This window comes from Stenotrophomonas sp. SMYL41, from assembly GCF_036319965.1.
GTDB classification, from domain to species: Bacteria; Pseudomonadota; Gammaproteobacteria; order Xanthomonadales; family Xanthomonadaceae; genus Stenotrophomonas; species Stenotrophomonas maltophilia_R.
Window position 1 is genome coordinate 41,043 of the sequence record NZ_JAWIRX010000024.1, and the last position, 18,558, is coordinate 59,600.

Annotated in this window: 20 protein-coding genes and 1 riboswitch; of the genes, 11 read left to right on the plus strand and 9 right to left on the minus strand. The window is 68.4% G+C overall.

From position 1 onward, the window contains the following. Positions 1-82: 82 nt before the first annotated feature. A complete protein-coding gene (locus V3B30_RS20680; RefSeq protein ID WP_100471158.1) occupies positions 83-646 on the minus strand; it encodes a DUF3016 domain-containing protein in 564 nt (187 codons plus the stop codon). Between the two features lie 243 nt (positions 647-889). Between V3B30_RS20680 and V3B30_RS20685 the strand changes: the two genes are divergently transcribed. Beyond that, a complete protein-coding gene (locus tag V3B30_RS20685; RefSeq protein ID WP_262083020.1) occupies positions 890-2,878 on the plus strand; it encodes an ATP-binding protein in 1,989 nt (662 codons plus the stop codon). 43 nt (positions 2,879-2,921) lie between these two features. Then, positions 2,922-3,215: a DUF3247 family protein gene (locus V3B30_RS20690; protein WP_100471160.1), complete on the plus strand. Its 294-nt coding sequence runs from the start codon at positions 2,922-2,924 to the stop codon at positions 3,213-3,215. Between the two features lie 49 nt (positions 3,216-3,264). Here the strand turns inward: V3B30_RS20690 and V3B30_RS20695 are convergent, their stop codons facing one another. Then, complete coding sequence (locus V3B30_RS20695; protein WP_005407925.1) at positions 3,265-3,528, minus strand: hypothetical protein; 264 nt, start codon at positions 3,526-3,528, stop codon at positions 3,265-3,267. 158 nt (positions 3,529-3,686) lie between these two features. Here V3B30_RS20695 and V3B30_RS20700 point away from each other — a divergent pair, with 158 nt between their 5' ends. Genes V3B30_RS20700 through V3B30_RS20710 form a run of 3 tightly spaced genes read left to right on the plus strand, consistent with a single transcriptional unit; the run spans position 3,687 to position 6,129 of the window. Next, on the plus strand, positions 3,687-4,751 hold the full coding sequence (locus V3B30_RS20700; RefSeq protein WP_100471161.1) for a class I SAM-dependent methyltransferase: 1,065 nt from the start codon (positions 3,687-3,689) through the stop codon (positions 4,749-4,751). Then, positions 4,748-5,449, plus strand: coding sequence for a 16S rRNA pseudouridine(516) synthase (locus V3B30_RS20705; RefSeq protein ID WP_262083021.1), 702 nt, complete (start codon positions 4,748-4,750; stop codon positions 5,447-5,449). The genes V3B30_RS20700 and V3B30_RS20705 overlap by 4 nt, the downstream gene beginning before the upstream one ends. Further along, complete coding sequence (locus V3B30_RS20710) at positions 5,446-6,129, plus strand: HAD family phosphatase (RefSeq protein WP_262083022.1); 684 nt, start codon at positions 5,446-5,448, stop codon at positions 6,127-6,129. Before V3B30_RS20705 ends, V3B30_RS20710 begins: the two co-directional genes overlap by 4 nt. Before the next feature lie 113 nt (positions 6,130-6,242). Here V3B30_RS20710 and fabB read toward each other — a convergent pair whose 3' ends face one another. Then, on the minus strand, positions 6,243-7,451 hold the full coding sequence (gene fabB, locus V3B30_RS20715) for a beta-ketoacyl-ACP synthase I (RefSeq protein WP_262083023.1): 1,209 nt from the start codon (positions 7,449-7,451) through the stop codon (positions 6,243-6,245). Next, entirely contained in the window at positions 7,451-7,966 is a 516-nt protein-coding gene (gene fabA / locus V3B30_RS20720) for a 3-hydroxyacyl-[acyl-carrier-protein] dehydratase FabA (RefSeq protein ID WP_100471165.1), read from the minus strand. The genes fabB and fabA overlap by 1 nt, the downstream gene beginning before the upstream one ends. Positions 7,967-8,157: 191 nt before the next feature. Here fabA and dinB point away from each other — a divergent pair, with 191 nt between their 5' ends. Continuing rightward, positions 8,158-9,252, plus strand: coding sequence for a DNA polymerase IV (dinB, locus tag V3B30_RS20725; protein WP_262083024.1), 1,095 nt, complete (start codon positions 8,158-8,160; stop codon positions 9,250-9,252). 342 nt (positions 9,253-9,594) lie between these two features. Here dinB and V3B30_RS20730 read toward each other — a convergent pair whose 3' ends face one another. Next, positions 9,595-10,506 (minus strand): MBL fold metallo-hydrolase, encoded by a 912-nt coding sequence (locus V3B30_RS20730; protein ID WP_262083025.1) that lies wholly within the window; start codon positions 10,504-10,506, stop codon positions 9,595-9,597. Between the two features lie 91 nt (positions 10,507-10,597). Continuing rightward, a complete protein-coding gene (locus tag V3B30_RS20735; RefSeq protein WP_262083026.1) occupies positions 10,598-11,236 on the minus strand; it encodes an NAD(P)H-binding protein in 639 nt (212 codons plus the stop codon). A 108-nt stretch (positions 11,237-11,344) separates the two neighbouring features. Here V3B30_RS20735 and V3B30_RS20740 point away from each other — a divergent pair, with 108 nt between their 5' ends. The 3 genes from V3B30_RS20740 to gph all read left to right on the plus strand — a co-directional run bounded on the left by V3B30_RS20740 (position 11,345) and on the right by gph (position 13,807). After that, the gene (locus V3B30_RS20740; protein WP_262083027.1) at positions 11,345-12,274 is read left to right on the plus strand and encodes a LysR family transcriptional regulator; all 930 of its coding nucleotides are present in this window, start codon (positions 11,345-11,347) and stop codon (positions 12,272-12,274) included. Next, positions 12,271-13,062 carry a class I SAM-dependent methyltransferase gene (locus tag V3B30_RS20745; RefSeq protein ID WP_100471170.1) on the plus strand — a complete coding sequence of 264 codons (792 nt, stop codon included), beginning with the start codon at positions 12,271-12,273 and terminating at the stop codon, positions 13,060-13,062. Before V3B30_RS20740 ends, V3B30_RS20745 begins: the two co-directional genes overlap by 4 nt. 76 nt (positions 13,063-13,138) lie before the next feature. Continuing rightward, entirely contained in the window at positions 13,139-13,807 is a 669-nt protein-coding gene (gph, locus tag V3B30_RS20750) for a phosphoglycolate phosphatase (RefSeq protein WP_262083028.1), read from the plus strand. An 85-nt stretch (positions 13,808-13,892) separates the two neighbouring features. Here the strand turns inward: gph and btuB are convergent, their stop codons facing one another. After that, positions 13,893-15,734, minus strand: a complete 1,842-nt coding sequence (gene btuB, locus V3B30_RS20755) for a TonB-dependent vitamin B12 receptor (RefSeq protein ID WP_262083029.1) — start codon at positions 15,732-15,734, stop codon at positions 13,893-13,895. Between the two features lie 114 nt (positions 15,735-15,848). Continuing rightward, positions 15,849-16,072: riboswitch (cobalamin riboswitch) on the minus strand. 142 nt (positions 16,073-16,214) lie between these two features. On the opposite strand from btuB, the gene V3B30_RS20760 reads away from it, so the two are divergent. After that, the gene (locus V3B30_RS20760; protein ID WP_262083030.1) at positions 16,215-16,793 is read left to right on the plus strand and encodes a histidine phosphatase family protein; all 579 of its coding nucleotides are present in this window, start codon (positions 16,215-16,217) and stop codon (positions 16,791-16,793) included. A gap of 86 nt (positions 16,794-16,879) precedes the next feature. On the opposite strand, the gene V3B30_RS20765 is transcribed toward V3B30_RS20760, so the two are convergent. Together V3B30_RS20765 and V3B30_RS20770 are read right to left on the minus strand one after the other, a co-directional pair. Next, entirely contained in the window at positions 16,880-17,242 is a 363-nt protein-coding gene (locus V3B30_RS20765) for a TfoX/Sxy family protein (RefSeq protein ID WP_014035860.1), read from the minus strand. Beyond that, on the minus strand, positions 17,239-17,721 hold the full coding sequence (locus V3B30_RS20770) for a GAF domain-containing protein (protein WP_004140850.1): 483 nt from the start codon (positions 17,719-17,721) through the stop codon (positions 17,239-17,241). The genes V3B30_RS20765 and V3B30_RS20770 overlap by 4 nt, the downstream gene beginning before the upstream one ends. Positions 17,722-17,789: 68 nt before the next feature. Between V3B30_RS20770 and bioD the strand changes: the two genes are divergently transcribed. After that, a complete protein-coding gene (gene bioD, locus V3B30_RS20775; RefSeq protein WP_262083031.1) occupies positions 17,790-18,473 on the plus strand; it encodes a dethiobiotin synthase in 684 nt (227 codons plus the stop codon). Positions 18,474-18,558: the final 85 nt, after the last annotated feature.

An 18,558-nucleotide genomic window follows, 5' to 3' on the forward strand; every position in this document is an offset into this window, starting at 1 on the left:
GCCCGCGCTCGGCTCTGGTGGCGGCTGACCTTGGCCGGTGCCGTGAATGGGTGTCGACCAAGGTCGACACCTGCCGATGGGCTTATCGCGCAGCGGTCGCCTCGCTGGCCAGCTGGCGCTTGACCCAGTCATCGATCAGGCGCTTCTCGTAGCGAAGCGGATCGCTGTCGCTCTTCAGGCCGACGTTGTGCAGGTAGCCGGTATCGCTCAGGCGCGCATCGCCCTCGCTGACGATGCGTCCGTTGGCATCCTTCAAGGTGTACTGCAGGCTGATCCGCGGTGGGTAGATGTCGCGCATGATCCGGATGTCGCGGCCGCGCGGGCCGTGCCATGGCTCGTAGTCACCGGCGCGCTTGATGTCGACCAGGGTCACATCGAGCGTCTGCCCTGGCTGCAGCGGCTTGGCGGCGGCGGTCTGCAGGTAGCGCGCCAGCTGCTGCACCCAGTCGCCACGCTCGGCCTCGAAGCGGTTGGTGCTTTGGCGGATCTCGGTGAATTTGGCCGGATCGTCCCACTTCACATTGACCGGGCCATCGGCCTGCAGTGCGCGCGGCGCTTCCGGGTCGGTCACGGTGCGCGGTGCCGCGTTGGCGCCGCCCGCCACAAGAGCCCCTGCCAACAGGGCAATCGCGATTGAGCGTTTCATGACGGTCTCCTGCGTCCCCTCGATGGGGCGATGTTGATCACAGATCGAGTGTGATCCTGCTTTCAGGCGACAGCAATGGCCTGATGCGTCGGGCACAAGGGTGGTTGCCGCCAATTCATCGTCGTCAACCATGACTGACGGCGCTTGACGCTGTGAATACGCCCTCTGGAAGATGCTGTGCCTCCAACCCGGCCCGCACAGACGCCCTTGTCCACACTGCCGCCCCTCGTGGAGCGCCCACCGATGATGGTGCCGGCGCCCGAACCCGACCTGCATCATGGCGTGCTTGAGCGCATCAACGCCGGTTTCTGCGTGATCCAGGTGCTGTTCGAGGGCGATCGTGCGGTCGACTATCGTTTCATCGAGGTCAACGACGCCTTCGAGCGCCACACCGGCCTGAAGGATGCGTGCGGCCAGCGCATGAGCGTGCTGGAACCGCACCATGAGGAAGACTGGTTCCGCATCTACGGTGAGGTCGCACGCAGCGGTCGCCCCGCCCAGTTCGAGATGGAAGCGCGCGCGCTGGGCCGCTCGTTCGCGGTTGACGCGGTGCGCGTGGGCCGGCCGGGCGAGGACAAGGTCGGCATCCTGTTCTTCGACATCACCGCGCGCAAGCAGATGGAAGTGGAGCTGGGCGAGAGCGAAGCCCGCTTCAGCGCGCTGGCCGATGGCCTGCCGATGCCGGTGTGGGTGCTCGACGAGCGCGGCCATGCCCGATTCGTCAACAGCGCCTTCAGCGAGTTCTTCGGCGGTGACGAGACGCGTGTGCCGGAAGACGTCTGGCGTGGCCTGGTGCACCCGGACGATGCGTCGGTGTTCGAGTACGAACTGCAGGAAGCGCTGAAGGCGCAGCGCTCGATGCATGCGCTGGTGCGCGCGCGCCGTGCCGACGGGCAGTGGCGCTGGCTGGAGATGAATGCCCGCCCGCGCTTCTCGCGCATGGGGCGCTTCATCGGCCTGGCCGGCAGCAGCCCGGACGTGACCGAACGCCGCGAGATCGAACTGGCCCGCGAGGAACTGCTGCAGTCCGAGCGCGCTGCGCGCAGTGCGGCGGAAAACATGGCGCGGCTGAAGGATGAATTCCTGGCCACGCTGTCGCATGAGCTGCGTACGCCGTTGACCACCATCCTCGGCTGGAGTGAGCTGCTGCTGCAGCGCGTGGACAACACCAGCCCGCTGTACAAGGGCCTGAACGTGATCGCCAACAGCGCCGGCGCGCAGAAGCGGCTGATCTCGGACATGCTCGACCTCAGCAGCATGCTGCTGGGCAAGGTGCAGCTGGAGGTGGAAGTGCTGGACCTGAGCACGGTGCTGGGTGAGGCCCTCGGCGCGCAGGAACTGGTGGCCGAAGGCAAGGCGCTGGACGTGCACCTGCAGCTGCCCGGGCAACCCAGCCTGGTGCTGGGCGATGCCACGCGCCTGCAGCAGGTGTTCTGGAACCTGCTCTCGAACGCGATCAAGTTCACCCCGGCTGAAGGCCGCATCGACCTGCAGCTGCGGGCCGATGGCAATCACTGGGAGATCACCGTGCGCGATACCGGTGATGGCATCGCGCCCGAATTCCTCAATCATCTGTTCAGCCGCTTCCGCCAGGCCGATGGCACCACCACCCGACGCCATGGTGGACTGGGACTGGGCCTGGCGATCGTGCAGCAGCTGGTCGAACTGCATGGCGGCACGGTCGCCGCGGCCAGCGAGGGCCACGGCCACGGCTCCACCTTTACCGTGCGCCTGCCGAAGCACATTCCCGATGCCGAGCGGCGTCCGCTGCGCGAAGTGATCAGCGGGCCGATCCTGGAACCGGTGATCGTCGAGCCGTACCCGCTGCGCGGCATGCACGTGCTGGCGGTGGAAGACCAGCCGGAAGTGCTGGAGTACCTGCGGCGCATGCTGGAAGAGCAGGGCGCCAGCGTGTCCGCGGCCAGTTCGGCCGGTGAGGCGCTGGCGCTGCTGGCCGATACCGGCCATCTGCAGTACCACGTGATGTTGACCGACATCGGCATGCCGGGCATGGATGGGTATGGCCTGGTGCGTACGCTGCGCGAGGACATGGGCGTGGACGCCATGACCCTGCCCGCGGTGGCCGTGACCGCGCTGGCGCGTGCCGATGACCGCCGGCGCGCGCTGGCGTCGGGCTTCCAGGAACACGTGGCCAAGCCGTACTCGGTGGCGCAGCTGGTGGCTGCGGTGCGCAAGGTGCAGGTACCCCGCGCGGACAGCGCGCTGCACTGAGCATTCACGGCCGATCGGCGACCCTGCCTGCAGGAGGTCGCCGATGTCCCGCATAGCTCCCCGCATCCATACCGACCCGGCGCAGATCGCGCGCCTGGAAGCCCTGCTGCCGCAGCTGGAAGGCGAAACGCAGGTGGAACTGACCCTGCACGATGGTCGCCGCCTGCTCGGCACCGTCGCGGTGAGACCGACGGTGCAGCAGTACCGCAACGAGGCCGGTGACGAAGGCAGCAATGGCCAGCTGCGCCTGGATGACTACGATACGCCGGTGCAGCAGCACCATGTCTGGCTGGACGAGATTGCCAGCATCCGGCAGTTGCCACCGAGGACCGCGTAAACCGGTAGCGCCGGGCCATGCCCGGCGACCGGTTGCCGATCCCTCACGCTCAATGCTCGAACAACGTCGGCGTCGCTTCGAACCGGCGCGCGTAGGCACGTTCTTCAGCGACCCGGGCCACCTCGTCATCGGCCAGGTCCGGCGCGCCGTACACCGCATACGCCACGCTGCCGTCGGCGCCATGGCCAACCTGGTGCAGCCGGTAGCGTGAGTGGCCGCCGCCGGTGTCCTCGGGGTAATGCACGGGCGGATGGCTGCCTTCCAGGTCCATTTCGCTGTTGTCGACCACGCCACCGACGAACAAGGCTCGCATGCAGGTTCTCCTGGGTTTCCGGGGGGAGCCTCTACCCTGAACGTTTCAATGTTTCTGCCACATCAAGGCCCCGTTCGGGTTTCGCAAAGCGACCAGCCGGGGCCGGCGCGGCCAAGCCGGTACAATGGACGGCCCTCACGCTTGAAGTACCCGCGCCGATGGCCTCCAGCGACGACGCCCCCCTGCAGACCCTGCTCCTGCCGTTCTCCCAAGGCGCCCTGCGCTGGCCGGAGGGCCCGGTGGCGTTCCTGCGTGCCCGCGATGGCTGGCCGCTGCGCGAAGCGGCCGGCAACCGCGAGGTGCACTGCGAACAGAGCTTTGCCCCGTTCGCGCAGCCACTGCAGCAGGCCGCCGGCTGGACCGTCTGTGGCCAGCTGGATGATGTGGCCGGCAAGGGCCGTTACCCGCTGGTGCTGGTGCTGCCACCGCGCCAGCGTGAAGAAGCCCGTGCGCTGTTCGCCCGCGCTCTGGCGCTGGTCGCCGAAGGCGGCCGCATCGTTGCCTGCCAGTCCAACAATGAAGGCGCGCGCTCCGGTGAAGGCGACCTCAAGCAGCTGGCCGGCCTCGGTGGTTGCCTGACCAAGAACCACTGCCGCGTGTACTGGACCGCCCCGCTGCAGGGCCAGCACGACGCCGACCTGGCCAAGCGCTGGTCCGCGCTGGATGCGGTGCGCCCGATCGTGGGTGGCCGCTTCCTCAGCCGCCCGGGCGTGTTCGCCTGGGATCGCATCGATCCGGCGTCGGCGCTGCTGGCCGAGCACCTGCCGGCCGATCTGGCCGGACGCGCTGCCGACCTGGGCGCTGGCTACGGCTATCTGTCGCGCGAGCTGCTGGAACGCTGCCCGAAGATCACTGCGCTGGACCTGTACGAGGCCGAGCAGCGTGCGCTGGCGTTGGCCGAACTGAACCTGGCGCCGCCGCCGCGCGCGCTGCCGCTGCGCTTCCTGTGGCAGGACGTCACCGCCGGCATCGAGCCAGGCTACGACGTCATCATCAGCAATCCGCCGTTCCACACGCCGTCGCGTGCCGACCGCCCGGACATCGGCCAGCGCTTCATCGCCGTGGCCGCGCAGGCACTGCGCCCGGGCGGGCGCCTGTACGTGGTGGCCAACCGCCACCTGCCGTACGAGCACACTCTCAACGACAGCTTCGGCGCGGTGCGCGTGGTCGCCGAGCGCGACGGCTTCAAGCTGGTTGAAGCCGTGAAGGGGAAGGGCAAGTGAAGCTGGTCAAGCACATCGCCAACCTGGGCTATGGCAGCCGCAAGCAGGTGCAGTGGATGTTCCGCGAAGGCCGCGTCACCGACGCCGACGGCGAGGTGCTGTATGCCGACGACCAGGTGCCGCACGAGGCGATCCGGGTCGATGGCGAGCCGCTGGACCCGCCGGTGGGGCTGTCGATCGCGCTGCACAAGCCGGCCGGCTACACCTGTTCGACCAAGGACACCGGCCGCCTGATCTACGACCTGCTGCCGCCGCGTTTCCGCGACCGCGACCCGGTGCTGTCCACGGTGGGCCGCCTCGACCGCGAGACCAGTGGCCTGCTGTTGCTGACCGACGATGGCAGCCTGCTGCACCGGATCATCTCGCCGAAGTCGAAGCTGCCGAAAGTCTATGAGGTCGAGTTGAGCGACGACCTGCGCGGCGACGAGGTAGCGCTGTTCGCCAGCGGTACGCTGATGCTGGAGTCCGAGAAGACGCCCCTGCTGCCGGCTGAACTGGAAGTGCTGGAGGCGCGTCGCGCGCGGCTGGTGCTGCATGAAGGCCGCTACCATCAGGTACGCCGCATGTTCGCCGCCACCGGCAACCACGTGCAGGCCCTGCACCGCAGCCGCGTCGGCGGGCTGGACCTGCAGGGGCTGGACGAAGGGCAATGGCGGCAGCTCACTTCCACCGACCTGGATACGCTGTTCGCTCCATGACCACCATCGCTGCGCTGCCGTTCCTGCCCGACGCCGTCATCTTCGACATGGACGGCCTGATGATCGACAGCGAGCGCGTCTCGCTGGCCTGCTGGAGCGAGGCCGCCGACGAATTCGGGCTGGGCCTGGAAGAAGCCGTGTTCCTGCGCATGGTCGGCCTCGGTGACCGTGATACGCACGCGTTGCTGCGCGCGCAGGGCATCGAGGACAGCGTGATCGAGGCGGTGGCGGCACGTTGTCATGAGCTGTACGAAGCACGCACGCAGACCGGGCTGCCGCTGCGACCAGGCATCCTGGAGCTGCTGGAGCTGCTGAAGGCGCACGCGGTACCGCGTGCGGTGGCGACCACCACGCGGCAGCCGCGCGCCAACCGCAAGCTGGCGGCCGCAGGCCTGCTGCCGTACTTCGATGCCGTGATCACCAGTGGTGACGTGGCGCGGCCGAAGCCGGCGCCGGACATCTACCTGCTGGCCGCGCAGCGGCTGGGCCAGGTGCCCGAGCGCTGCCTGGCGCTGGAAGACTCACCGGCCGGCACGCGCGCCGCACTGGCGGCCGGCATGACCGTGATCCAGGTGCCGGATCTGGTGCATCCGGATGAAGAGCTGCGCGCACTGGGCCACCGCATCGTCGGCTCGCTGGTGGACGCGCACGCGCTGCTGCTGCCGCTGCTGCCGAGGTAAGGTGGGTGCCGACCGCTGGTCGGCACTCTTTACTGCTTTGGTGGGTGCCAACCTTGGTTGGCACACCCCCCTGCCCAGGTGGGTGCCGACCGTTGGTCGGCACACCTGCCCAATCACACCCGCCCGAACACCAGCGCAGCGTTGGTACCACCGAAGCCGAAGCTGTTGGACATCACCGTATCCAGCGTCTGCTCGCGGCTCTCGCGCAGGATCGGGAAGCTCTCCACCTTCGGGTCCAGTTCGCCGATGTTGGCCGAACCGGCAACGAAACCATCGCGCATCATCAGCAGGCAGTAGATTGCCTCGTGCACGCTGGCCGCGCCCAGCGAATGGCCGGACAGCGCCTTGGTGGAGGACAGCGGCGGCATCGCGTCGCCGAACACTTCGCGGATTGCGTTGAGCTCGGTGACGTCGCCCAGCGGCGTGGAGGTGCCGTGGGTGTTGAGGTAGTCCAGCGGGCGATCGACGCCCTGCAGCGCCATCTTCATGCAGCGCACCGCGCCTTCGCCGGACGGGGCGACCATGTCGGCGCCATCGGAGGTCACGCCATAGCCGATCAGCTCGGCATGGATGTGCGCACCGCGCGCGACGGCGTGGTCGTAATCCTCCAGCACCAGCATGCCGCCGCCACCGGCGATGACGAAGCCGTCGCGGTCCTTGTCGTACGGGCGCGAGGCGCTGGCCGGGGTGTCGTTGAAGCTGGTCGACAGCGCGCCCATCGCGTCGAACATCACGCTCATCGACCAGTGCAGGTCTTCGCCACCCCCGGCGAACATGATGTCCTGCGCGCCATGGCGGATCATGTCCGCGGCGGCGCCGATGCAGTGCGCCGAGGTCGCGCAGGCGGCCGACAGCGAATAGCTGACGCCCTTGATCTGGTAGGCCGTGGCCAGGCAGGCGGAGACCGTCGAGCACATCGTGCGCGGCACCATGTACGGGCCGACCTTGCGCACGCCACGTTCGCGCAGCAGGTCGACCGCGCCGATCTGCCACTCGCTGGAGCCGCCACCGGAACCGGCGATCAGGCCGGTACGCAGGTTGCTGATCTGCTCGGGGCTGAGCCCGGCATCGGCGATGGCATCGCGCATGGACAGGTAGGCGAAAGCCGCCGCATCGCTCATGAAGCGCTTCTGCTTGCGGTCGATCAGCGCCTCCAGATCGAGGTCGACGCGACCGCCGACCTGGCTGCGCAGGCCCGCTTCGGCGTGGTCGGCCAGGGCGGTGATGCCCGAGCGCCCTTCGCGCAGCGCAGCCGAAACGGTATCCAGATCATTGCCGAGGCAGGACGTGATGCCCATGCCGGTGATGACGACGCGACGCATCAGAAGCTCCCGGTTTCAGTGAACAGGCCGACGCGCAGGTCGCGCGCGCTGTAGATTTCGCGATCATCCACGTACATGCGGGCGTCCGACTGGGCCATCACCAGCTTGCGGTTGATGACCCGGCTGATGTCGATCTCGTAGCGCACCCGCTTGGCCTCCGGCAGGACCTGGCCGGTGAACTTCACCTCGCCGCAGCCCAGTGCGCGGCCCTTGCCCGGGGCGCCCAGCCAGGTCAGGAAGAAGCCGGTCAGCTGCCACATGGCATCCAGGCCCAGGCAGCCGGGCATCACCGGGTCACCGATGAAGTGGCAGCCGAAGAACCACAGGTCCGGGCGGATATCCAGCTCGGCGCGTACCATGCCCTTGCCATGCGGTCCGCCGTCCTCGCGGATGTCGGTGATGCGGTCGAACATCAGCATCGGATCGTTGGGCAAACGGCCGGCGGCGGTGCCGAACAGTTCACCGCGTGCGCTGGCCAGCAGCTGTTCGCGGTTGAACGCGTGGAGACGGGTCATGAAGCACAATCCTGGAAGCGGGGAAACGGGAAAACAAGTCCTCGAGGATGCCCGTGGAAACTGTGCCGATCAAACATTTCAACCGTACGCAACCGTAGTGTTTTCAAGGGAATACGCGCATCCTGTTGATGTGCAACGACCATACTTCGGCGTGTGGCCCGTTCGGCACGCCCCCGCCTTTTCCGCCTGACATGACCCGACTGCGCAAGATCATCCACGTTGACATGGACGCGTTCTACGCGTCGGTGGAGCAGCGCGACGATCCGTCACTGCGCGGCAAGCCGGTGGTTGTGGCATGGCGCGGCGCACGCTCGGTGGTGTGCGCGGCCTCGTACGAGGCACGCGTGTTCGGCGTGCGTTCGGCGATGCCCGCCGTGCGTGCCGAGCGCCTGTGCCCGGACGCGATCTTCGTGCCGCCGGACTTCGCACGTTACAAGGCGGTGTCACAGCAGGTACGCGGGATCTTCCTGCGCCATACCGACCTGGTCGAGCCGTTGTCGCTGGACGAGGCCTACCTGGACGTGACCGAGCCGAAGAGCGGCATCGAACTGGCCACCGACATCGCCCGCACCATCCGTGCGCAGATCCGCGAGGAGACGAACCTGACCGCTTCAGCCGGGATCGCGCCGAACAAGTTCCTGGCCAAGATCGCATCGGACTGGCGCAAGCCCGACGGCCAGTTCGTGATTCCGCCGCAGCGGGTGGACGCCTTCCTGCTGCCACTGCCGGTGAACAGGGTGCCCGGCGTCGGCAAGGTGATGGAAGGAAAACTTGCCGCACGTGGCATCGTCACCTGCGGCGATCTGCGGCAGTGGGCCTTGATCGATCTGGAAGAGGCGTTCGGCAGTTTCGGTCGCAGCCTGTACAACCGTGCGCGCGGCATCGACGAGCGGCCGGTGGAGCCGGACCAGCAGGTGCAGTCGATCTCCTCGGAGGACACCTTCGCCGAGGACCTGCCGTTGGAAGACCTCGGCGAAGCGATCGTGCAGCTGGCGGAGAAGACCTGGAATGCCACGCGCAAGACCGAGCGTGTCGGCCACACCGTGGTGCTGAAGCTGAAGACCGCGCAGTTCCGCATCCTCACCCGCAGCTTCACTCCGGAGCGCCCGCCCGAGTCGATGGAAGAACTGCGCGACATCGCCCTGGCCCTGCGTGCCCGCGTCGACCTGCCAGCGGAGACCCGCTACCGGCTGGTCGGCGTCGGACTCGGCGGCTTCCGCGAAAAGGAACCGGTGGTGCAGGGGGAATTGTTCGAGCACGACATGAACAATCCCACAGATACCTAATCATCAAACAGTGGGGTCAGAGCCCGTTGCGTAGCAACGGGATCCGACCCCGTGCCGGCCAACGGTCGGCACCCACCATCAGCAGCAGGTTCCGACAGTTAGCGGGAAACTATCGAAGGCGGGGGGGGGGGGGGGGGGGGGGGGGGGGGGGGGGGGGGGGGGGGGGGGCGGCGCCCCCCCCCCCCCCCCCCCGCCCCGCCCCCCCCCCCCCCCCCCCCCCCCCCCCCCCCCCCCCCCCCCCCCCCCGCCCACCCTCAGGAAACCAGCTTCTGCTGTTGCTTCGGCTGTTGCTGTTGCCTCTGCGGGTGCAGGGTGCAGCCCTGCAAAAGAAAACCCCCTAGCTCATGGCCACTGCATCTCGCCCTTGGCCACCTTCGCACTCAGTTCCAGCGATGCCACGCCGTCCAGCTTCGGGTAGCGCGCCTGCATTGCTTTCACCAGCGCCGCACTGTCCTTGGCCTTTGCCGTCTCGGCGTCGAACGCACGGATGTAGTCCGCGGTGAAGCGCAGCGCACTGGCATCCAGCGCCGCACCCGGCGCGTAATGCCCCGGCACCACCACCTTCGGCTTCAGTGCCTGCAGCCGCTGCAGGGTCTGCAGCCAGTCGGTGTGCGACTTCGGCGTCTGCGTGTCGGCCATCCACACGTGTTCACCGGCCACCACCGGAATGCCACCGACGATCGCGCGCAGCGACGGCACCCACAGCACCGTGCGGTCCGGGGTCGGGCCATCCAGGCCAATCAGCGGCAGGCGCTGGCCTTCCAGCTGCAGGGCATCGCCGTCCAGCACCTGCGGCACCACGATGCGCGCGGGCACGTCGGTACCCATCTTCGGCCCCCAGTAGGCCAGCTTGCCGGCCTGGGTCTGCTGGATGTGGGCGACGGTCTGCGCGGTGGCGACGATGCGTGCCTGCGGGAACGCGTCCTGCACGGTGGCCAGGCCGAAGTAGTAATCCGGATCACCGTGGCTGATGTAGATCGTGGTCAGCTGCTTGCCGCTGGCGCGGATCAGCGCGACCAGCTTGCGCGCGTCACTGGCACCAAACTGCGCATTGACCAGGATCGCGTCGTGGCGGCCTTCGATCAGCACCGAGGACACCGAGAACATCGCCTGCGGGCCGGGATGGAAGGTCTGCAGGTGCAATTGGGATTTCGTCGCCGTGGCCGGAGCGGCAGCGGCCGGCGCCGCCAGCAGCGGCGCACTGGCGAAGCCAGCGACAAGGGCGAGGGGAAGCAGCAGGGCAGCGGTACGCATCGGAATTCCTTGTGTAGCGCCGAGCCAATGCCCGGCTGCAGGTTCGCGTAGCGCCGAGCGCAGGCTCGGCACTACAAGGGACGCACGTGGATCAATACGCCGCGGTGATGATCTGCTTCGGGTACGCGTGCGCTTCCAGCTCAGCGACGAACGCGGCGCCGTAGTCGGCGTAGCTGATGCGGCTATGGCCGCTGGCATCGGCCAGGAGCGCCTTGGGCTGCACGCGGTACTGGCCACGCTCTTCACCCGGGCCGATTTCGGCGGCCGGCGAGAAGAAGGTCCAGTCCAGGTCATCCACCGCCTGCAGGCGGTTGAACGCTTCGCGGTGGGCCAGTGCGTACGGCTTGTAGGCCTCCGGGAAGGTGGGGGTATCGACCAGCTGCACGCCGGGGGCCACTTCCAGGCTGCCGGCACCACCGACCACCACCAGGCGCGGTACACCGGCCTTGCATGCGGCGGCGGCCAGTTGCGCGGCAACCTCGCCCACGCGTCCGATGTCATCGCCCGGGCGCGGGCCGTAGGCGCTGGCCAGTACGTCGTGGCCGGCGATGGCGGCGACCAGCGCGTCCAGGTCATCCAGCGAAGCGATCACCGGGTGGGCGCCGGCCAGCTCGGCCGGAAGGTCCTGTGCGCTGCGCACGATGACGGTGAGTTCGTGGCCGCGGGCCAGCGCGTGGCGGGCGATCTGGCGGCCGATGTTGCCGGTGGAACCAACGAGGGCGATCTTCATGGCAGGACTCCGTGGGGCGGTGTGGGGTGGGAATGGGGCCACTCTAGGCCGCTGCAGTCGATCGAAAAACAGCGTATAACGCGCTTGTTTGTTGCATGGATCGAGCATATGGACCGACTGACCGCCATGACCGTGTTCGTCGAAGTGGCCGAGCGCGGCAGCCTCACCGCTGCCGCCGAGGTGCTGGACATGTCGCGGGCGATGGTCAGCCGCTACCTGGCCGAGGTCGAGGGCTGGCTGGGTGCGCGCCTGCTGCACCGGACCACGCGCCGGGTCAGCCTGACCGGCCCGGGCGAGGCGGCGCTGGCGCGCTTCCGTCAGATGCTGGCGATTGGCGAAGAACTGCAGGGCGAGCTGGCCAGTGATGATCCCGAGCCGCACGGCACGCTGCGGGTGACTGCCAGCGTGTCGTTCGGGCAGAGCCACCTGGCGCGGGCGGTGGCCGGCTTTGTTGCGCGTCATCCGGCGGCACGCATCGAACTGCTGCTGGTCGACCGTACGGTGAACCTGGTGGAGGAGCGGGTAGACCTGGCGGTGCGTATCGCGCGCCAGATCGACCCCAGCCTGATCGCACGGCGGCTGGCCACCTGCCGCTCGGTACTGTGCGCGACGCCGTCCTACCTGCAGGCACGCGGCACACCGACCGCCCCCGAGCACCTGGCCGCGCACAACTGCCTGACCCATCACTACGTCGGCAGAAGCCTGTGGCAGCTGCACCGCGATGGCCGTTCGTTGTCGGTGGCGGTAGGCGGGAACATCAGTGCCAACGAGGCCTCGCTGCTGCTGGAGGCGGTGCGCGCCGGTGCCGGCATTGCCATGCTGCCGACCTACCAGGTGGCGCCGCTGCTGCGCAGTGGCGAGCTGATCGAACTGCTGCCCGGATTCAGCCTGGATGAGCTCGGCATTCATGCCGTGTACGCGTCGCGGCGCCAGCAGCCCGCTATCATGCGGCGATTCCTGGACTACCTGGCCGAGTGTTTCGCCAGCCCGGCCTTCCAGGATCTGGATTGGCGCCCACCGGGCAAGGAGAACACATGAACCATGGACAGGCCTTGATCGACCACAACCGTGCTGCCTGGGACCGCCAGGCCAGCGAAGTGCGCGAATGGTCGCGCCCGGTGGAGAGTTCAACCATTGCCGCCGCGCGCGAAGGCCGCTGGCAGGTGCACCTCACGCCCCGCGCGTTGCCACTGGACTGGCTGGGCGACGTGCGCGGCCGTCGCATCCTGTGCCTGGCCTCGGGCGGGGGCCAGCAGGCGCCGGTGCTGGCGGCGGCCGGCGCCGACGTCACCGTGTTCGACCTGTCCGACGGGCAGCTGGAACAGGACCGCCGGGTCGCTGCGCGCGACGGCCTGCAGCTGCGCACGGTGCAGGGCGACATGCGCGACCTGCACGTGTTCGCCAACGACAGCTTCGACGTGGTGTTCCACCCGATCTCCAACCTGTACGTGCCCGACGTGCGTCCGGTGTGGACCGAATGCCGCCGTGTGCTGGCGCGCGACGGGATGCTGATGGCCAGCTTCTACAACCCGGTGCTGTTCGTCGGTGCACGTGATCCGCAGCTGGATGCACAGGGCCTGATCCGGCCGCGGTACGCCATTCCCTATTCGGACCTGGAAGACCTGGCGCCGGCCGAGCGCGAGGCAAAGCTGGCCCGTGGCGATGCGCTGACCTTCGGCCACAGCCTGACCGAACTGATCGGTGGGCAGCTGGATGCCGGCTTCGTCATCGACCGCTTCATGGAAGACTGGCAGCCGCAGCCGCGCTTCCTGATCGACCGCTATCTGCCCACCTTCCTCGCCACCCGCGCACGCAGGATCGGCTGAGGCACAGCGGCAGAAGGGTCTGCGGAAAAAGCGGCGGCGTACAATGGACGGCCCCACGTTCAACAGGTGCCGTCCCTTGTCGTATCCCTATCCGCTGGTCGTGTTCGACCTCGATGGCACGCTGGTCGACAGCGCGGCTGATATCGCTGAAGCGCTGAACCGCACGCTGGAGGCCATCGGTGTGGCACGCGTGCCGGAAACCACGGTGCTCGGCTGGATCGGCGACGGTGTGCGCCGCCTGGTCGAACAGGCCGTGCATGCGGCCGGCCGCGAGGTCGACATGGGCGAAGTGATGCCGGTGTTCATGGTGCACTACCGTGAGTGCCTGCTGCGCAGCCCGCGCCTGTTCGATGGCGTGGCCGAGGCACTGGCCCAGCTGCGTGCACGCCATGTGCCGCTGGCAATCTGCACCAACAAGCCCGAAGCGCTGGTGCCACCGCTGCTGCAGCACCTGGGCATCGGTGATGCGTTCGCGCTGATACTGGGCGGCGATTCGCTGCCGCAGCGCAAGCCCAGCGGTGAGCCACTGCGACACATCGCCGCGCACTTCGGGTTGCCGGTGGATGCCTGCCTGATGGTGGGCGATTCGCTGACCGACTACCGTGCCGCCGAAGATGCCGGCATGCCGATCGCGCTGGTGCGCTACGGCTATCCGCGCGGCCTGGACCTGGCCACCGCGCATGCGGTGGCGGTGATCGACGACCTGCGTGAGCTGCCGGGGTTGGCCACGGGCATTCCGGTATAGAGCCGAGCCCACGCTCGGCTCACAGTAGATCGACGCCATGCGTCGATGGCGTCAGGATGCGCCGGGCAATGCCCGGCGCATTTCCTTACTTCGGCTGGTAACGCACGCTCAGCTGGTACTCGCGGCCGGGCTGGTTGAACCACGCCACCGTCTCGTAGCGGCGGTCGAACACGTTGGCGGCACGCGCCAGCAGCGACCATTCCGGCGTCAGCGCGTACTCGGCGCGCAGGTCCAAGGTACCGTAGCCGCCAACCTTCACCGCGTTGGCGGCATCGTCATAACGCTTGCCCGCACCCTGCAGGGTCAGGCCGGCGCGGAAACCGCCGAAACGACGGTCGATGTCCAGGCGTGCGGTCTGCTGTGCACGGCGCGGCAGCCAGTTGTCGAACTGGGTGCTGCCGTGGGTGCGGTTGCGCGGGTCGGTGTAGCTCAGCTGCGCGTTGATGTCGAAGCCGGCCAACAGCACGCCGCCGGTCAGCTCGGCGCCACGGATGCGCGCCTTCTCCACCTGCTGCATTTTCATGGTGGACGCATCGTAGGTGATCAGGTCATCGATGCGGGTCTCGTACACGTCCAAGCCCCAATGCCAGCCCTGGCCCTGCTGTGAAACCCCCAGGTTGGCGCTCTTGGACTTCTCCGGCTTCAACGTCGGCACGCCGCTCCACGGGTCGTACAGGTCGCTGAAGGTCGGTGCCTTGAACGCGGTGCCGTAGCTGGCATTGACACGCAGGCCGTGCTCCAGCTGCATCGCCCAGCCGAGGCTGCCAGTGGCATGGTTGCCGAACTGCTGGTTGTCGTCGTTGCGCGCGCTGGCCTGCAGCTGGTGGCGGCCGAAGCGGCCCTGGTACTGCACGAACACGCCGGTGTTGCGGCGGCTGTCGACGAGATACCCGGCGCTGCTGCCATCCAGATTGTCTTCGCTCCAGTCCACGCCGGTGCTCAGCAGCTGGCCTTCGGCCAAGGTGATGTCACCCTGCAGCGAGGCGCTGTCGCGATGGGTCTGCGCGCTGCCGCGGGCACCGAAGTCGCCGAAGTTGTCCGACTCGTTGTCGCTGCGGCCGACATTGGCAGTGAAGGCCAGGCGTTCGGATGGGGTGTAGCGCACCTTGCCGGCCAGCACCTGCTGGCGGGTTTCCGAGTAGTTGTAATAGCCGTCGTAGTGGTTCTTGCCGTCGGCGCGCAGCGCGCTGCCTTCCACGTTCCACTGGTCGTTGAAGGTGTAGCCGCCACGCAGGCTCTTGGACAGGTTGCGGTAGCCATCGCGGTCGGGTTCGTCGGCGAAGCAGCCGGTGAACAGCGTCGCCGAGCCGCGACAGGCGTCGATGCCATCGGAATGCTGGTAGGCGATGTCGGCGCCGAACCAGCCGCGTTCGGTACCGCCGCCGATGCCGCCGCTGGCTTCGCGCAGGCCGTTGCTGCCGCCACCGAGCTGGAAGTGCGGAGCAAAATCGCCCTGGTTGCGGCGGGTGAAGATCTGGATCACGCCCCCGATGGCGTCGGCGCCGTACAGGCTGGACTGCGGGCCGCGCACGATTTCCACGCGCTCGATCTGCGCCAGCGGCAGGTCCTGGTACATGGCCAGGCCGAGGTCGGCGCTGTTGATGCGCACGCCGTCGACCAGCACCACGGTGTGGCCCGAGTTGGTGCCGCGCAGGAACAGCGAGCTCTGCTTGCCGAGCCCGCCGGCATTGGCCAGGTTGATGCCGGCGCGGCCACGCAGCAGCTCCTGCAGCGAGGTGGCCTGGCTGGATTCGATCTGCGCGCGATCGATCACCTGTGCCGGCGCGATGCTGTCCTGCAGGGCGATCGGGGTGCGGGTGGCGGTGACCAGGATCTGGTCGAGCGCGGTGGTGTCATCGGCGGCCTGGGCCAGCGCGGGCAGGGCGGCCAGCACGGCCAGGGACAGCATTCGGGACTGCAGCTTCATGGGGGACTCCAGGTGCCACGCACGCCCGCGTGGCGAAGGGGAGGAGCCGCGAAGGCAGGCATGCGCCGACGCCGCAGCGCAGGCTGCGGTCATCCAGCGCCATGCCCACCGCATCGCGACCTGAGGCTTCCGGGCCGGTCTCCGGGCTTGCCGCCGGGTGGCGCGAGGCCACCGTCCAGGCGCCTTCCCATGCCTGCGGCACAGTGGTGTTGTTGCCTGGAACTGACGTGCTTACCGTTGCGGGGGCAGCGCCGGCATGGCGTTGAATCACGCGTCACCGGCTTCCCGTTTCAACCTGCCGGCCGTGGCCGCAGGTCACCTGGAAGTGCGCGCAGTCTACGGCATCGAAGGCGGCCCGTAGCGTCGAGCCTGCTCGACTGCCTTTGCCGTGCCTTTAGAATGGTCCCTCGATCCCGTGGTGCCGTTGCCGATGTCCGCCTGTTTTCCGCTGTTCCCGCGTTGCCCGTACAGGACGCGTGCATGATCCTCGACCTGGTCCGCCATGCCGGCAACGGTCGCGATGAGTTCCTCGATGGCCGCAGCGATCCACCGCAGCTGGCCCGCCTGCCGCAGGAACTGGTCGACGCCTACGCTGCGCAGCCCTGGGAGCGGGTGATCAGTTCGCCGCGGCTGCGCTCGCTGCACACGGCGATGGCCCTGGCCACCCCGCGCGGGCTGGACGTGGAAGCGGACGAGGAATGGGAAGAGCTGGATTTCGGCGATTGGGACGGGCAGTCGCTGTTCGACCTGCCGGAGGACGCGCTGGCGGCCTTTCACGCCGATCCGCATGCATTCCCGCCACCGAATGGTGAAAGCTGGGGCCACTTCGAGCGGCGCATCGCGCGCGCGCTGGATCGCCTGCTTGATGTTGACGATCCGGTGCCGACGCTGGTGGTCAGCCATGGTGGTCCACTGCGCATGGTGCTGTCACAGGTCTGCGGCCTGCCGATGTCACTGTGCTGGGCACTGCGCATCGATCACGGCACCCGCCTGCGGGTGTGGGTGGAACGCGGTGAGGTCGGGCTGGTGGGCGAGCTGCTGGAACTGCAGCAGCCCTGACCCGACGGTAGTGCCGGCCGCTGGCCGGCTTCCTCAGGAACGCTGCAAAGATCGTGCAGGTGGCGGCCCGCGGCCGGCACTACCCGTCAGTCCTCGTCGGCGTGCTCGGCCACGCTGTCTTCCGCGTCATCGTCGGCGTCGAAGCGCTGCTCATGCACCGGACCCGACGCCGGGCCGGCCGCCTTCAGCGGGTGCGCGGCGATGCGCGCTTCGTAATCCTGCACCAGCGCCTCACGCTGCGGCTCGCTCAGTTCCTGCCAGTGGCAGTCCAGCAGCGCGCCTTCCAGCGAGTACAACAGGTTCAGGCTGGGCTTGAAGCCCGCGCGCTTGACCTTGACGAAGGCGCCGACCGCACCGATTGCAACCAGGTCCTCGCGGCTGCGCAGGCCGACCTGGCGCAGCCACGCCGCACTCTTCGGGCCGATGTTGCGCAGCTTCGGTGCGCTCATCCCAGCGCCTCGACGAACACGCGGGCGATGGCTTCCAGGCCGGCCTGGTCATCGGCATCGAAGCGGCCGACCTTCGGGCTGTCGATGTCGAATACGCCGATCAGTTCATCACCACGCAGCAGCGGCACCACCAGTTCCGAGCGCGAGGCCGAATCGCAGGCGATGTGGCCGGGGAAGGCATCGACGTCGTCCACGCGCTGGGTCACGCGCTGGCTGGCGGCGGCACCGCACACGCCCTTGTCCAGCGGGATGCGCACGCAGGCCGGCAGGCCCTGGAACGGGCCGACCACCAGCTCCTTGCCATCGTACAGGTAGAAGCCCACCCAGTTCAGGTCGGGCAGGGCGTGGTAGACCAGTGCGGAGAGGTTGGCCGCGTTGGCGATGCGGTCGGACTCGGCGTAGACCAGGCCACGGGCCTGTTCCAGCAGCTGGGCGTATTGTTCCGGCTTGCTGCCGGTAAGCGAGGCATTGGCGAACATGCCCGCAGTCTAGCAAGCACGCCGGGCCGGCGATAATGCACGCCCTGTCGTCCCGTTGGAGCCCATCGATGCCGCTGCCCGCCACGCTGCCGCCCGCCCTGTTCGTTACTGGCACCGATACCGAGATCGGCAAGACTGCAGCCAGCACCGCGCTGCTGCATGCACTGCGCCGGCGCGGCCTGCGCGCGGTAGGCATGAAGCCGGTGGCCAGCGGCAGCGAAGACCTGGGGCAGGGCCTGCGCAACGAAGACGCGCTGGCCCTGCAGGCAGCCAGCTGGCCGGTGCCGGACTACGCCGACCTGAACCCGTATGCGCTGCGGCAGCCGCTGGCACCGGAACTGGCCGCTGCCGAGGATGGCGTGCAGGTGGAGCTGGCGCCGATCGTGGCCGCGTTCGCGCGACTGCGCGCGCAGGCCGATGTCGTGGTGGTGGAGGGCGTTGGCGGTTGGCTGGCGCCGGTCTCGGCCACGCTGGACCAGCTGGACCTGGTACGTGCACTGCGGCTGCCGGTGCTGCTGGTGGTGGGCATGCGGCTGGGCTGCGTCAACCACGCGCGACTGACTGCGCAGTCGCTGCAGGCCAGCGGCGTGGAGTGCCTGGGCTGGATCGGCAACCACATCGACCCGGCGATGCAGCGCCAGGACGAGAACATCACCACGCTGCAGCAGCGCCTGCCGATGCCGTGCTGGGGGCGACTGCCTTATCTGTCGGGAGCGGATGGCGAAGCGCTGAGCGCGCACCTGCTCGAATGATCCTGGGTAGTGCCGGGGGGGGGGGGGGGGGGGGGGGGCCCCGGGGGGCGCGCGCGTCGCGGGCCCGGGGGGGGGGGTCGGGGGG